Origin of the sequence: Sphingomonas kyeonggiensis, assembly GCF_014196745.1 — a bacterium.
Classification (GTDB): Bacteria; Pseudomonadota; Alphaproteobacteria; order Sphingomonadales; family Sphingomonadaceae; genus Sphingomonas; species Sphingomonas kyeonggiensis.
The window spans coordinates 249747-264737 of record NZ_JACIEH010000002.1 but is presented as its reverse complement, the minus strand read 5'-3'; the positions used below and the strand labels follow the sequence as shown (position 1 = coordinate 264737).

At 67.7% G+C, this 14991-nt stretch carries 13 protein-coding genes; 5 read left to right on the top strand and 8 right to left on the bottom strand.

The features are described from left to right. The first annotated feature begins 214 nt into the window (after positions 1-214). Positions 215-1993, top strand: a complete 1779-nt coding sequence (locus tag GGR46_RS10345) for an ABC transporter transmembrane domain-containing protein (RefSeq protein WP_183997390.1) — start codon at positions 215-217, stop codon at positions 1991-1993. 39 nt (positions 1994-2032) lie between these two features. Here GGR46_RS10345 and GGR46_RS10340 read toward each other — a convergent pair whose 3' ends face one another. Both GGR46_RS10340 and GGR46_RS10335 read right to left on the bottom strand, forming a co-directional pair. Further along, positions 2033-3973, bottom strand: coding sequence for a sensor histidine kinase (locus tag GGR46_RS10340; protein ID WP_183997388.1), 1941 nt, complete (start codon positions 3971-3973; stop codon positions 2033-2035). Between the two features lie 172 nt (positions 3974-4145). Further along, positions 4146-4571 carry an organic hydroperoxide resistance protein gene (locus tag GGR46_RS10335; RefSeq protein WP_183997386.1) on the bottom strand — a complete coding sequence of 142 codons (426 nt, stop codon included), beginning with the start codon at positions 4569-4571 and terminating at the stop codon, positions 4146-4148. Positions 4572-4706: 135 nt separating this feature from the next. Here GGR46_RS10335 and GGR46_RS10330 point away from each other — a divergent pair, with 135 nt between their 5' ends. Next, the gene (locus GGR46_RS10330; protein WP_183997384.1) at positions 4707-5144 is read left to right on the top strand and encodes a MarR family winged helix-turn-helix transcriptional regulator; all 438 of its coding nucleotides are present in this window, start codon (positions 4707-4709) and stop codon (positions 5142-5144) included. Between the two features lie 340 nt (positions 5145-5484). Continuing rightward, positions 5485-6654 carry a saccharopine dehydrogenase family protein gene (locus GGR46_RS10325; RefSeq protein WP_183997382.1) on the top strand — a complete coding sequence of 390 codons (1170 nt, stop codon included), beginning with the start codon at positions 5485-5487 and terminating at the stop codon, positions 6652-6654. Here the strand turns inward: GGR46_RS10325 and GGR46_RS10320 are convergent. From GGR46_RS10320 to rnr, 3 genes are all read right to left on the bottom strand, one after another. Continuing rightward, a complete protein-coding gene (locus GGR46_RS10320; RefSeq protein ID WP_183997380.1) occupies positions 6643-6957 on the bottom strand; it encodes a hypothetical protein in 315 nt (104 codons plus the stop codon). The genes GGR46_RS10325 and GGR46_RS10320 overlap by 12 nt on opposite strands. Continuing rightward, a complete protein-coding gene (locus GGR46_RS10315; protein ID WP_183997377.1) occupies positions 6954-7361 on the bottom strand; it encodes a hypothetical protein in 408 nt (135 codons plus the stop codon). The genes GGR46_RS10320 and GGR46_RS10315 overlap by 4 nt, the downstream gene beginning before the upstream one ends. 70 nt (positions 7362-7431) lie before the next feature. Continuing rightward, positions 7432-9672 (bottom strand): ribonuclease R, encoded by a 2241-nt coding sequence (rnr, locus tag GGR46_RS10310; protein ID WP_183997375.1) that lies wholly within the window; start codon positions 9670-9672, stop codon positions 7432-7434. Between the two features lie 54 nt (positions 9673-9726). Between rnr and glpD the strand changes: the two genes are divergently transcribed. Both glpD and GGR46_RS10300 read left to right on the top strand, forming a co-directional pair. Beyond that, the gene (gene glpD, locus GGR46_RS10305; protein WP_183997373.1) at positions 9727-11175 is read left to right on the top strand and encodes a glycerol-3-phosphate dehydrogenase; all 1449 of its coding nucleotides are present in this window, start codon (positions 9727-9729) and stop codon (positions 11173-11175) included. A gap of 49 nt (positions 11176-11224) precedes the next feature. After that, positions 11225-11557, top strand: coding sequence for a PilZ domain-containing protein (locus GGR46_RS10300; protein ID WP_183997371.1), 333 nt, complete (start codon positions 11225-11227; stop codon positions 11555-11557). A 256-nt stretch (positions 11558-11813) separates the two neighbouring features. Here GGR46_RS10300 and GGR46_RS10295 read toward each other — a convergent pair whose 3' ends face one another. Genes GGR46_RS10295 through GGR46_RS10285 form a run of 3 tightly spaced genes read right to left on the bottom strand, consistent with a single transcriptional unit; the run spans position 11814 to position 14946 of the window. After that, positions 11814-12815 (bottom strand): pectinesterase family protein, encoded by a 1002-nt coding sequence (locus GGR46_RS10295; protein WP_183997369.1) that lies wholly within the window; start codon positions 12813-12815, stop codon positions 11814-11816. Further along, entirely contained in the window at positions 12812-13414 is a 603-nt protein-coding gene (locus GGR46_RS10290) for a TIGR02466 family protein (RefSeq protein WP_183997367.1), read from the bottom strand. Before GGR46_RS10290 ends, GGR46_RS10295 begins: the two co-directional genes overlap by 4 nt. Beyond that, entirely contained in the window at positions 13414-14946 is a 1533-nt protein-coding gene (locus tag GGR46_RS10285; RefSeq protein ID WP_183997365.1) for an aminoacyl--tRNA ligase-related protein, read from the bottom strand. The genes GGR46_RS10290 and GGR46_RS10285 overlap by 1 nt, the downstream gene beginning before the upstream one ends. Between the last annotated feature and the right edge of the window lie 45 nt (positions 14947-14991).

Genomic DNA, 14991 nt, shown 5'->3' with positions numbered 1-14991 from the left:
GAGCGGTGCTGCGGTGCAACGGCGCCCGGTATCAGAATGCGACAAAATGCGGTCGGGTTCCCGTACCGGGATTACGAAACCGGACTTTCGCGACGACTAACCCGCTCTGCGCGCTCGATTAAACCGACATTCCCCGCTTTGAATGAATTCGCGGCAATCATCCTCCGCCAAACGACAGTTTCCCTGCCCCCGCAATCGCGCTAGTCCGCCCGGCATGGCCGAACCCGTCCCGCCGGCGCCGCAGAAGCGCAAGCTCTCCAACCTGCTCGTCGTGTGGGGCTTCACCCGGCGCTACCCGCTCCAGCTGCTGATCGCGACCGTCGCGCTGCTCGGCTCGTCGGTGACGACGCTGCTGATCCCGCGCACCTTCCAGCTGATCATCGACCATGGCTTCGCGACCGGCGTGGATACCAGCCGGATCGGCATCTATTTCGAAGGGCTGCTCCTGGTCGTCCTCGCCCTGGCGATGTTCACCGCGATCCGCTTCTATTTCGTCTCGTGGCTCGCCGAGCGCACCGTCGCGGACCTCCGCATCGCCGTGCACCGCAATCTCCTGCGCCTGCCGCCCAAATGGTTCGAGGAGAACCGCCCGTCCGAGATCGCCTCGCGCCTCACCGCCGACACCGCGATCGTCGAGCAGGTGGTCGGCTCCACCGTCTCGATGGCGCTGCGCAACCTGCTCACCGGCGCGGGCGGCGTGATCTACCTCTTCGCGCTCTCGCCCAAGATCGCCGCCTATCTCGTCGTCGGCATTCCGATCACGATCCTGCCGATCGTCTGGCTCGGCAGCCGCGTCCGCCAGCTCTCGCGCAACAGCCAGGACCGGGTTGCCGATGTCGGCTCGATCGCCTCGGAAACGCTCGGCGCGATGCGCATCGTCCAGGCGTTCGGCCAGGAAAAGCGCGAAGGCGAGCGCTTCCAGAGTGCCGTCACCCGCACCTTCGAGGCCGGCAAGCGCCGCTTCGGCCTGCGCGCGATCATGACCGCGCTGGTGATCGGCGCGCTCTTCTCGGCGATCGTGCTGATCGTCTGGGCCGCCGTCGCCGACGTCGCCGCCGGCCGCGCCTCGGGCGGCTCGATCATGGCGTTCGTGCTCACCGCCGGCCTGGTCACCGGCTCGTTCAGCACCCTGACCGAAGTCTATGGCGACCTGCTGCGGGCCTCGGGCGCCGCCAGCCGCCTGGCCGAATTGCTCCAGGAACAGCCGGACATCGCCGCGCCGGCCAACCCGGTCGCCCTGCCCCAGCCGCCCCAGGGCGCGCTGGCGTTCGACCATGTCACCTTCCGCTACCCCACCCGGCCCGAAGTCTCCGCGCTCAGCGACTTCTCGCTCGATGTCCGCCCGGGCGAGACGGTCGCCGTGGTCGGCCCGTCCGGCGCCGGCAAGTCGACGCTCTTCCAGCTGCTCCAGCGCTTTTACGATCCGGAAGGCGGCGAAGTCCGCATCGACGGCGTGCCGATCACGTCCGCCGACCCGGCCGATGTCCGCGCCCGCATGGCGATGGTCCCGCAGGAAACGGTGATCTTCGGCGCCTCCGCCCGCGACAATCTCCGCTACGGCGCCTGGGAAGCCAGCGACGAGCAGATCTGGGCCGCCGCCAGGGCCGCCAACGCCGCCGATTTCCTGCGCGACCTGCCCGAGGGGCTCGACACCTTCCTCGGCGAAGGGGGTGCCCGCCTGTCGGGCGGCCAGCGCCAGCGCATCGCCATCGCCCGCGCGCTGCTCCGCGACGCACCGATCCTGCTGCTCGACGAGGCGACCTCGGCGCTCGATGCCGAGAGCGAGCGCCTCGTCCAGGACGCGCTCGAGCGGCTGATGGAGAACCGCACCACCCTCGTCATCGCCCACCGCCTCGCCACGGTCCGCGCCGCCGGCCGGATCATCGTGATGGACGAGGGCAGGATCGTCGAGACCGGCACCCATGCCGAGCTCGTCGCCCAGGGCGGCCTCTACGCCCGGCTGGCGTCGCTGCAGTTCAACGAAGCGGCCTGAACCCTATAGAACCTCTCCTGCCAGGGGAGGATTCTGCAGTTACTCCGCCGCCGGCAGGGTGAAGCAGAAGGTCGCCCCGCCCTCCGCTTCATTGGCCGCGCTCATCGTGCCGCCATGCGCCTCGACGATGCGGCGCGAGATCGACAGGCCGATGCCCATCCCCGCCCCCGCCTTGGTCGAGGTGAAGCGCTCGAACAGCTGGTCGAGGATCGCGTCGGGCACGCCGGGGCCGTCGTCGCGGAAGCGTATCTCCACCCATTCCTGCCCGACCTTGTGGGCGGCGATCACGATCCGCCCGCGATAGGGCATGGTCGATCGGATCGCCTCCACGGCGTTGCGCAGCAGGTTGACCACCACCTGCTGCACCTGGATGCGGTCGATGAACACGCAGATGTCCGCCGGCTCAACCGCCAGCTCGATCTCGACATGGTGCGCACCGGTGCCGGCCAGCACCAGCTGGATGGCATCGTCGATCATCGGCACCAGCGGCTCGACGCGCTTCTCCACGTCGCGGTGCTGGGCGAACTCGCGCATCCGCCGGATGATCTCGCCCGCGCGCACCACCTGGCCGCGCGCCTGCGACACCATCTCGGGCGCCTGCCCCTCGTCCTTGCGCTGGTTCAGTACGAAACCCGCCGCCGACAGGTAATTCACCGCCGCGGTCAGCGGCTGGTTCAGCTCGTGCGCCAGGTCGGCGGCCAGCTCGCCCATCGCATTGTGGCGCGAGACATGGGCGAGCTGCGCGCCGAGGCGGGCGACATGCTGCTCGGCGGCAAGCTTTTCGGAAAGGTCGCGCGCGAACAGGGTGAAGCAGCGCTCGTCGTCCATCCCCTCGAGCAGCGCCCCGCGCAATTCCAGCGGGAAGCGGGAGCCATCGGTGCGCACGCCTTCGCCGGTGAGCAGGAATCCGGGCTCCCTGCGCGCCAGGAACCCGGTGAGCTTCTCGCCCTCCTTCTCGCCGAGATAGTCGGTCATGAGGCAACCCGGCCCCTGCTCGGGGGGCACGCCCCATAGCCGTCCGGCGGCGGCGCTGAACTCCTTCGAGCGGCCCTCGCCATCGACCACGATCACGGCATCGGGCACGCCGGCCAGGATCGAGCGGAGCTGCCGCTCGCGCATCAGCACCGCCTCATTCTGCTGCTTCGCGCGGCGAAGACCCACGCCGAGCAGCAGCAGCACGATCAGCACATTGCCGACCACCACCACGAAATGGGCCTCGTCATGGGTGAGGAACCGGCTGTCCACGACCAGCAGCGCAACCAGCGAGGGGAAGACCGGGAACAGGATGATCGCCGGCGAAAGCTGCTGCAGCAACATGTACTCGAAGCCCAGCGCATCGCGCCGACGCTCGTTGAGGACGTGCAGCACCATCGCCACGGCCATGGCCAGATTGGGCAGCACCGAAGCGGCCGAACGACCGATGAACGCCGGCGAGAGCGCGCTCGGCTCGGTGACCATCATCGTCATGGTCAGCGCCGAAAGCCCGATGCTCGCGCTCGCCAGCAGCACCACCCAGGTGCGCGCCAGCGTCGCGTGGCTGGTCATCAGCAGGATGGCGATACAGCTCAGGATCATGATCCCGACCGCCCCGGTGCCGGGAACGCCGCGGTTGAGCACCTGCAGCGCCTGCAACTGATCGGCGAACAGCAACCGCTCCAGCCCGAAATCGAAATGCGTGGCATATTGCACGACGAGCAGGAGCAGCAGCGTGCCCGGCACGGCGACCAGCGTTCGCGCCGCGTACCACGCCCCCTTGTGCGCCAGCATCGCGCTGATCGCGATCAGCAGGAACAGCGTTACCGTGAGGGGTGCGATGGCATAGCTGGGATTGCCGAGCCCGCGCAGCAACGGGATCCGGAAGGCCCAGCCGATCAGCGGCAGGCCCGCGACTGCAATGGCGAAACCAAGCAGCGCGGTCGCCATGCGATCGGCCAGCTTCCCTGTCCTTGTCTCGATGGCTTCGGCCCGTGCGATGGTCATCGCTTCCTTCCCTCGCCCAGGCCGTCGGGCGCCCGCCACATCGATTCGTTGACGGCGAATACCACAAGCCCGCCGCCTGCACTTTTGCGCAGATTAACCAGTCTGCAAGCCCGGGAAAATTGCGGAGTTTCCGTATTTCCCCGGGCTGCGGGGGCCTTGGAGCGGGGATGTTTCAGGCGATGGTCAGGCCGACATCGATATTGTTGCGGGTGGCGTTCGAATAGGGGCAGATCTGGTGTGCGGCCTCGACCAGCTTCTCGGCATCCGCACGATCGACGCCGGGCAGGTTGATCTCCAGATCGGCGGTGATGCCGAACCCACCAGCGGCACGCGGCCCGATGCCAACGGTCGCGGTCACGGTCGTCTCGGCGGGAACCTTGAGCTTCAGCTGCTGGCCAGCGACCTTCAGCGCGCCAATGAAGCAGGCCGAATATCCCGCGGCGAACAGCTGCTCGGGATTGGTGCCCTCGCCACCGGCGCCGCCCAGTTCCTTCGGGGTCGAGAGCTTGGCGACGAAACGCCCGTCCTCGCTGCGGGATTCGCCGTCGCGGCCGCCGTTCGAGGTGGCGCGGGTGGTGTACAGGACATTGACGGACATGCTCGGTCTCCTCATTTGGTTCGCGATATTCTTTATCGCGATAATCATTAGCTAGGGGCTGAGTCGGGGCTTGTCCAGCGAAATCGTTATCGCGATATAGATTTCGATGATATTGGCCCTGCCAAGGAGACGAACATGCCCGCCGCGATGCCGCTCGACGATCAGCTCTGCTTCTCGCTCTATGCGACGAGCATGGCGATCACCCGCGCCTACAAGCCGATGCTCGATCAGCTCGGCATCACCTATCCGCAATATCTGGTGCTCCACGCACTATGGGAGCAGGACGGACGCACCGTCGGCGCGATCGCCGATCGGCTGGCGCTCGAATCGAGCACGATCACCCCGCTGGTGAAGCGGCTCGAGGCCGCCGGCTTCGTCACCCGCGAGCGCAACCCCGAGGACGAACGCCAGGTCCAGGTCCGCCTCACCCCCCGCGGGCGCGAGATGCGCGACGATTGCGGCTGCCTCGCCGAAGAGCTGCTGGTCCGCTCCGGCATGAAGGGCGAGGACCTCGGCGCGCTCAACCGCGAAGTGAAGACGCTCTGGCAGGCGCTGCGCGAGGCGAAGGACTGACCCAACTCCCCCTCTCCTCCGGGGAGAGGGCTGGGGAGAGGGGCAGTGTGCGAATATCCCCTCTGCCGCCACACCCCATCGTCATCCCGGCGAAAGCCGGGATCTCGGGCGAGGGTGCATGCGGCCTGAGATCCCGGCCTTCGCCGGCATGACGAATGAAATCACCATACCGCCTCTTCCAAAGTAGGATTTCCTCTGCTTCACTGATCCCAGCTCGAAAAGGCCCGTGATCGGGGAAACGGCAAGGTGCCGCTCTCCCACGCGTTAATAAGAGCGATTCAAGAGATTCAACGAATCGTTCAACCAGCCGGTTGAACGTCGAGGAGCAGGAACCGGGCAAATGGCAGACCGCGAATTCGATATCATCGTCTATGGGGCTACCGGCTTCACCGGCCGCCTCGTCGCCGAATATCTCGCCGGCCACTATCCCGACGTGAAATGGGCGATGGCCGGCCGCTCGCTCACCAAGCTGCAGGAGGTCCGTGACGAGATCGGCGCGCCCGCCGACACGCCGCTGCTCACCGCCAATGCCGATGATCCCGCCAGCCTGACGGCGATGGCCGCCCGCGCCACCGTGGTCATCACCACCGTCGGCCCCTACCAGCTCTATGGCGAGGCCCTGCTCGCCGCCTGTGTCGAGACCGGCACCGCCTATGTCGACCTGTGCGGCGAGCCCGCCTGGATGGCCCAGATGATCCGCAAGTACGAGGATGCGGCCAAGGCCAGCGGCGCCCGGATCGTCTTCTCCTGCGGCTTCGATTCGATCCCCTTCGATCTCGGCGTGTGGGCCGTGCAGCAGGCGGCGATCGCCCGCTTCGGCAAGCCGGCGCCGCGGGTGAAGGGCCGGGTGCGCGCGATGAAGGGCACCTTCTCCGGCGGCACCTTCGCCAGCGGCAAGGCGTCGATGGCCGCCGCGGCCAAGGATCCCTCGATCCTCAAGCTGATGATCGATCCCTTCGCCCTGACCCCGGGGTTCGACGGGCCCAGGCAGCCGAACGGCATGGTCCCGCATCACGACGAGGCGGTCGATGCGTGGGTTGCGCCCTTCATGATGGCGGTGATCAACACCAAGAACGTCCACCGCTCGAACTTCCTCGCCGGCCAGCCCTATGGCGCCGACTTCCAGTATGACGAGATGCTGGTCGTCCCGGGCCTGGGCGAGATCGGCAAGGCCGCGGCCGAGGCACTGGCCAAGGTCAACCCGATGGCGGCCGACAAGGGGCCTGCGCCGGGCGAAGGTCCGAGCAAGGAGGAGCGTGAGACCGGCTATTACGACCTGGTCTTCGTCGCCGAGATGCCGGACGGCCAGCGCCTCTCGGCAACGGTGAAGGGCGACCGGGATCCCGGCTATGGCTCGACCAGCAAGATGATCGCCGAGAGCGCGCTCTGCCTGATCCGCGACGTGCCGGCCGAGGGCAAGGGCGGCATCTGGACCGCCGGCGGGCTGATGCCCGAGCCGCTGGTCAAGCGGCTCGAGGCGAATGCCGGGCTCAGCTTCTCAGTAGAGTAAGGTGATCAGCCCGGCGGCGAGGACGCACAGGGCGATGACGATGGGGACCAGGAAGGCCCGGGTGCGGTCCTGGTCCTTCTGCCAGGCGACGAGGTCGAACCAGTATTGGCCCCGCCCCGCCTGGCGGATGATGCCGGCCCGCTGCATGCGCTCGAACTGGCGCTGCTCGATGGGCCGCTGCGGCACGAAGGGAACCGCCTCCTCGGCGGTCACCGCGTGCAGGGCGAAGAAATGGGCGCGGATCCGCCGCCGCGCCCGGCCGGCCAGCGCCCCGATGATGGCCGGAGCGCTGGAAGGGATCACTGCGGGGTGGCCGGCGCTGCCGGCGGGCAGGTGGTGACCACCGGTCCCTTGGCGAGCTTGGCGTCGTCGAACGAGTCGACGCGCATCGAGACGCCGGTCTCGAAGAACTGCGGCGCGGTGCCGCAGAAGCCGCCGACCAGGGCGTTCGAGATGTCGGCGGGGGTCAGGCCGGTGCGCCAGCCCTTGGGACCGTCGACGGTGAGGACCAGGGTGTTGGCCTCGGCGGCGATGGCCTTGAGGACGATGCCGCCCTCGAAGGTCTGGCCGACGGCGCCCTGCATGTTCTTGGCGAAGTCCGCCGCGGTCGGCTTGGCCTGGGCGGCGGGCGCCGGCGCGGTCTGGGCGACGGCGGGCAATACCGGGGTCGCAGCGAAGGCGAGGGCAAGGATGAACGGCTTCAGCATTGGATCGATTCCCCCGGGAATGTGGAGGCGGAAGCATAAAGGCCCCCGCCCCGGGGTCAATGAACCCAGATCAACGCCGCTTCCCATTATGGCGGATATTGGCCGGCCTGCCGCGCCGCTTGAGGGGCCGCGGCCGACCCTTGCCCGCCCGCTCCGGCCGAAAGCCCGAGGGGCCCGCCGAGCCCACGCCGTCGGGCAGCTCGAAGCGCAGCGCGCCGGAGACCGGGTTCGCCTCGGCCAGCCGCAGTTGCAGCCGCATGCCGATGAAGAATACGTCTCCGCTCTCGTCGCCGATCAGCCGCTGCCCGGCTTCGTCATAGCGGAAATATTCGGTACCGAGGTCCCGCGCCGCGACCAGCCCGTCCCCGCCGACACCGTCGACGGTGGCGAAGAAGCCGAAGCTCTGCACCCCGGTGATCCGTGCATCCAGCACCTCGCCGACATGGTTGGCGAGATAGGCGGCGACATAACGGTCGATGGTCTCCCGCTCGGCCTCCATCGCCCGGCGCTCGAGGCTGGAGATGCTCTCGCCGATCCGCTCCATCGTCGCGGCCTCGTCCTGAGTCAGCCCGCCGGGGCCGAGGTCATAGGCATGGACCAGCGAGCGGTGGACGATCAGGTCGGCATAGCGGCGGATCGGCGAGGTGAAGTGCGCATAGCTGCCGAGCGACAAGCCGAAATGGCCGTGGTTCGCCGGCCCGTACGAGGCCTGCATCTGGCTGCGCAGCACCTGCTGCATCACCTGCTCGCGGAAATCGCTCTCCCCCACCCGCTTCAGGATATGGTTGAACGTCGCCGGCTTGATGACCTGACCGAGCGCGAACTCGATGCCGAAGGTCTTGAGATATTCCCGCAGCGCGACGAGCTTCTCCCGGGCCGGCGGCTCGTGGATGCGGTACATCACCGGCGCCTTCTTGGCCTCCAGCGCTTTGGCCGCCGCGACGTTCGCCGCGATCATATAATCCTCGATCAGCTTGTGCGCATCCAGCCGCTCCCGCGGCGCCACCGAGAGAATGCGCCCCATCTCGTCGAGGACGATGCGACGCTCGGGCAAGTCGAGGTCAAGCGGCTCGCGCTTGTCCCGCGCCTTGTTGAGCGCATGCCAGCAGCCCCAGAGCGGCTTGAGCGCCGTCTCGGTCAGCGGATGCTCTTGTCTGCCGTCGATCGCCGCCTGGGCGTCCTCATAGGCGATGTTCGCCGCGATGCTGACCACGGCGCGGGTAAAACGCCAGCTCTTGAGCTCGCCATGCTTGCCGATCTGGAGATGGCAGGCCAGCGCGGCGCGGTCCTCGCCTTCCTTGAGCGAGCAGACTTCGGCCGAGAGGATCTCGGGCAGCATCGGCACGACGCGGTCGGGGAAATAGACCGAGTTGCCGCGCTTCCTCGCCTCCCGATCCAACTCCGAGCCGGGACGGACATAGAAGCTGACGTCCGCGATCGCGACCACGGCCTTCCAGCCGCCTTCGTTCTTCGGATCGTCGTCGGGCGCGGCCCAGACCGCATCGTCATGATCGCGGGCATCCGCCGGGTCGATTGCGACGATCGGCAGATGGCGAAGATCCTCGCGCTTGCCGAGATCGAGCTTCGACACCCGCTCGGCCTCTTCGAGCAGGTCCTCGGAGAAGACATTGGGGATGCCATGCCGGTGGATCGCGATCAGCGAGAAGCTGCGCGGGGCAAAGGGATCGCCCAACCGCTCAACCACCTTGGCGGTGATCCGCGGCGGTCGCCCGCTCTTTTCGGCCAGCACCAGGTCGCCGACTTCCGCGCCGCCTGCATCGGAGACCGGCCAGTTGCGGCGCTCCTTCTTCTCGACGCCCTGCAGCCAGAGCCGCCCGGCCTCTTCCTTGAGCACGCCGAGCATCAGCTCCTCGCCGCGGGCGAGCTTCTTCATCGGATGGGCAATCCAGCCCTGGCCGGCCTCTTCGGTGCGGGCCAGGATGCGGTCACCCACACCGAGCGCAGAGCGCTTGCCGCGCGGTTCACGGACCCGCAGGCGCGGCACGGGGACGCCTTCGGCTTCCCAGTTCTCGGGCACTGCCCAGGTGGTGTCGCCGTCGGCATCGGTAATGCGCAGCACGGTGACCTTGGGCACCCCGCCCATCTTGTGGAAGGCGCGGCCCGGGGCGACGTCGATCAGCCCCTCGTCGCTCATGTCCTTGAGCAAGGCCTTGAGCAGGATCTTGTCCTGCCCGTGCAACCCGAAGGCCTTCGCGATCTCGCGCTTGCCGGCGGGCGTGTTCGAATTGGTGATGAAATCCAGAATCTGCTGCCGCGTGGGCAGCCCTGCGTTATGTTTTGGTTTTGCCATTGGCCCCCAAGATAAGGACTCGCGAGCCGCCTGCCAACGCCGTAGCTTAACACCGTGACTTATGACCTGCTCATCGTCGGCGGCGGGATCAACGGGTGCGCGATCACCCGCGAAGCCTCGCTGCTCGGCCTCAAGGTGCTCCTCGTCGAGAAGGACGATCTGGCCGCCCATACCAGCTCGGCCTCGACCAAACTGATCCATGGCGGGCTGCGCTATCTAGAGACCTATGAGTTCCGGCTTGTCCGCGAGGCGTTGCACGAGCGCGAGCGACTATTGGAAGCCGCCCCGCACCTGATTCGCCCGCTCACCTTCGTCCTGCCGCACGCCCATGCGCTGCGCCCCTGGTGGATGGTCCGGCTGGGCCTCTACCTCTATGACGCGCTGGCGATCGGCAGCAATTCCACCCTGCCCCGCTCCCGCGACCTGACCGCCCGGGACAAGGGTTTCACCGATCCGCTGGCGGGCACGCATCGCGGCTTCGTCTATTCGGACTGCCGGGTCGACGATGCCCGACTCACCCTCGCCAACGCCGTCGACGCCGCCGCGCACGGTGCCGAGATCGCCACGCGAACCGAGCTGCTGAATGCCCGGCGGGAGGGCGGAAGCTGGCGCGCCGAGCTGTCCGACGGGCGAACCGTCGAGGCACGTGGGCTGGTCAACGCGGCCGGCCCCTGGGTGCGGAAGCTGCTCGATACGCTGGCTATCGCTAATCATTCGCAGATCCGGCTGGTCAAGGGCAGCCACATCGTCGTCCCCAGGCTGTTCGACGGCGACCATGCCTATATCCTCCAGCAACCCGACCGCCGGATCGTCTTCGCAATCCCCTATGAAGGCGGCTTCACGGAGATCGGCACCACCGATATCCAGGTCGAGCGGCCGGAGGATGCGGTGTGCAGCGACGAGGAGAAGACCTATCTCTGCGCGGCGGTGAACCGCTATTTCTCCCGCCAGATCACCCCCGCCGACATCGTCTGGAGCTGGTCCGGCGTGCGGCCACTGCACGATGACGGCGCGGCCAAGGCGCAGGCAGTGACCCGCGACTATGTGCTCGAGCTCGACGACAAGGGCCCGCCTTTGCTCTCGATCTTCGGCGGCAAGATCACCACGGCACGCGCACTGGCCGAGGAGGCGCTGGCGAAGATCGGCCCGGCACTCGGTGCCGAAGTCGAGCCGGTCACCCGGGCTCGGGCCTTTCCGGGTGGGACGATCGCCGATTTCGACAGGTTCGTCGCCCAGGCCAAGGGGCGCTGGCCCTTCCTCGGCGATGCCCGTGCCGAGCGGATGGCGCATGCCTATGGCTGCTGCCTGGCCGACATGCTCCGCGGGGTGACCGACCTGGGCGAGGACCTGGGCGCCGGGCTGACCGCGACCGAGATACGCTGGATGCGCGACCATGAATGGGCCCGCACCGCCGAGGACGTGCTGTGGCGGCGGAGCAAGCTGGGGCTGCATGCCGGCCCCGACCTCGCCGCCAAGGTGGAGACGGTGCTGAACGGCCCTTAAGTGCTTGTTAAACCGTCCGCGGCAGGGTGTAGGCCGGGGCGGAGAAAGAATGGCGACCAAATTCTCCCAATATCGGGCCGTGACACCTGCGCTCGTCGAGCAGCGGGCCGCGACGCGTCATCGCGTGCTGGTGACGCGGGCGACGCTCACCAAGCGGGGCAACAAGCCGGTCGAGGCGATGCTGCACGACCTGTCGGCCTATGGCTGCCGCCTGGCCTGCGAAGCCCCACACGGCGAGGGCGACAAGGTGTGGCTCAACCTGCGGGACGGCGCGCCCGTGCCGGCAAGCGTGGTGTGGAACGACGGCACGCATATCGGCTGCCGGTTCGACGATCCGATCGAGCGCAGCCTGGTGCGGCAGCTGACCCTGGTGATCCGCTGATCCTACGCCGTGGTGGCGAGGCGCGCGGCAAAGATCGCAAAGGTCGTGCACAGGGCAGTTCCTCATGGCGCCTGACCTCCCTCCCCTTCCCGATAACCGGTGCGATCCCGCAAGGATATTGCGCGGCAGTTTTCCTATCTTTCCAACAGGTTGAAAGAGCGGCCGGGCAGAGCCGGACGCGGTGAGGGAAACAGACCAAATCCTACATTGCAAGAGCCGCACGAGATCCCGGCTTTCGCCGGGATGACGGTGGAGCTCAGAACCCGATCACATTGGCGCGGGTGAAGCGCCTTGCCTGTTCCGTCGTCAGCAGTTTGCGATCCTCGCCGATCGGACCTGCACCCGGCCCTTTGCTCGCATATTCCCGGAGTCGCGCCTCGGGCGGAGTCAGGCGGCGCTGGTCACCCTCGGGGCCCTTGTACCCCATCCAGGTCCAGCCTTCGTGGCGGATGTGCGCGTCCATCCAGCAGTTGAGGAACGCCGCCTGGCCGAGCAGCGCCATGTTGCCGCCGGCGCGCCAGGGACGGCCGAGCCAGGTCGAATTCACCGGAACGCCCGCCTCGCGCTCCAGCCGGCAATTGGCAAAGACCAGGCCGAATTCCTGTGCGGCCGGCGTGCTCGGCGCGGCGACGAAACCGAAGCCCCCGGCGTTCGGCACATAGCGAGTGACGATCTCGCAGCGCTCGAACCAGGCCGCGGCGCCGCCGAAGATGAAGTCCACCCCGCCTACGATGCGGGTGTCGGTGACCAGGCTGCGGGTGTGGAGGTAGAATGTGTCCTGATAGCCGAGCAGCGTGCAGCGATCGACCACGGTGCGGTCTGCCTCGCGACCGATCGCCAGCGCCACGGCCTGGGCGCCGTTGCCGGAGCCGTCGCGCCGGGCACCGATATAGTCGAAGCTGTTGCGGACGGTGAGACCGCGCAGGGTCACGTCCGGCGCGACAATGGTCAGCGTGCCCGAGCCGCCGGTGCCCCAGGTACCGCCGCCGGGCTTTGCCGTGCCGGCCGCGGTGCCGTACTCGATCACGGTGCCCGGCGAGCCCTGGATCGTCACGCCCGGTGCGCGGACCGTGAGCTTCTCGGTGAAGATGCCGGGCCTGAGCAGGATGCGGAACGGCCGTCCTGCCCGCTCGGCCGCTGCCAGCGCCGCGCCGAGGGTACCGGTGGCGGGATCGACCACCGCGTCCCACGCCTCGCCCGCCTTCGCCGCGAGCGGCAGCGACAGCGCGCCGGCGAGGAAGGCGCGCCGGCCGTTCATCCCCAGCGATAGTTGAAGCTGATGCTGATCCGCGGCTCCTTGCCCGCACCGGGCGGGACCTCGTGGCGCAGCCAGCTTTCCCAGAGCAGCACGGTGCCGGGCTCGGGGACGATCTCGACGAAGCTCTGCAGCTGCTCGGGCGCATCCTCCAGCCGCGGCGGGGCGGCCATCATCATCGCCAGGCGGGGGTCTTCGAGCTTCAGGCCCCGCGAACCCTTGGGCAGCGCGACATAGAGCGTGCCCGAGACGACGCTGTGGGGATGGATGTGCGCACCATGCCCGCCCTTGCCATCGAGCACGTTGACCCAGAGGCTGTCGAGCTTGAGCTTCTTGCCCCCCAAATCGAAGGCGCAGGCCTTGGCGAACTTGGCGACATGCTTGTCGAGCAGGCGCTTGAGGTCCGCGAAATTGGGATCGCGGATCGGCAGGTCGTCGAGCGAGGCATAGCTGGTGTAGCCGCGATAATGGTTCTCGCGACACCAGCGACGGCCGGCGCTGTCGTCCTCTGCGAGCTGGAGGCAGGAGTCTTCCAGTGCCTCCAGCAATTCGTCGTCGCCGAGCGGCTCCTGGTAGAGCAGCGAGGCGAAAAGCGTGCGCATCAGTAAGCCCGCGCGACCAGGATCCGCTCGACCGCGGGCGCGCCGGTGAAGATGCAGATGCCGGTGGCCGGCGCCGCGTCATTGGGCACGTTGCGGAAGGTGAGCTTGAGCGCCTTCAGCCGCTCGACCACCTTGTCGAGATCGGCGCCACTCGGCTTGGCCCATTCCACTTCGACCCAGCCGGGGAACTTGCCGGCCTTCTCGAAATAGCTCTCGAGCCCGGCGAAGTCGGTCACGTCGCGGACGATGTTGGCGTCGGCGCGCGCCTTGGCCTGGTCGAACAGCGCCTTCTGCACATTCTCCAGCGTGCCCACGGCGTCGGCGAGGAACGCGTCCTGCGCGACGATCGCCGAGTTCAGCTTGCCGTCTTCCTTGTAGAGATCGGTGCGGACGGTGACCGAGACGTTGCCGCCGGCCATGTCGCGCCCACCGACCTCGACGACGATCGGGCAGCCCTTCTTGATCCAGCCCCAGCGCTTGGTGACGGCCTTGATCGCACGCAGGTCGAGCAGCGCACGCACCGGCTCGCCAAACGCGTACTGCTTGGCCAGCGCCTGCTGGATGGTCTTGCAATAGTCGATCAGCGCGGCGTCTTCGTCATTGTCGCGCAGCATCGGCACGATCGCCACCTGCCAGGGGGCGATGCGCGGCGGCACGCGCAGGCCGTCGTCATCGCCATGCGTCATGATCAGGCCGCCGATCATGCGGGTCGACATGCCCCAGCTGGTCGTCTGGGCGAGTTCCTGCTGGCCCTCGCTGTTCTGGAACTTGATGTCCTGCGCCGAGGAGAATGTGGTGCCGAGGAAGTGGCTGGTGCCCGCCTGGAGCGCCTTGCCGTCCTGCATCATCGCCTCGATGCTGTAGGTCGAGACGGCGCCGGGGAAGCGCTCATTCTCGGGCTTCTCGCCGGCGACCACGGGCATCGCCACGCACTCTTCCGCGAAGCTGCGATAGACCTCGAGCATCTTCATCGTCTCTTCGCGCGCTTCGGCGACGCTGGCATGGGCAGTGTGCCCTTCCTGCCAGAGGAACTCGGCGGTGCGCAGGAACATGCGGGTGCGCATCTCCCAGCGGACGACGTTCGCCCACTGGTTGATCAGCACCGGCAGGTCGCGCCACGACTGGACCCAGCGGCTGAACGCGGCGCCGATCACCGTCTCCGAGGTGGGACGCACGACGAGCGGCTCCTCCAGCTTCGCCTCGGGATCGGGAATCATCTTCCCGTCCTTGTGGATCAGCCGGTGATGGGTGACGACCGCCATCTCCTTGGCGAAGCCGTCGACATGCTCTGCCTCCTTCTCGAAATAGGAGAGCGGGATGAACAGCGGGAAATAGCAATTCTCGTGGCCGGTCGCCTTGATGCGATCGTCGAGCAGGCGCTGGATCCGCTCCCAGATGCCATAGCCCCACGGCCGGATGACCATGCAGCCGCGCACGCCGCTCTCCTCGGCCATGTCGGCTTCGGTGATGACGGTCTGATACCATTGGGCGAAGTCGCCTTCGCGGGTGACGTTGAGCGCATGCTTGATCATGGCCGTGCCTCTAAAGTCGTGGCGGGCCCGCCGCAAGCGAGCGCA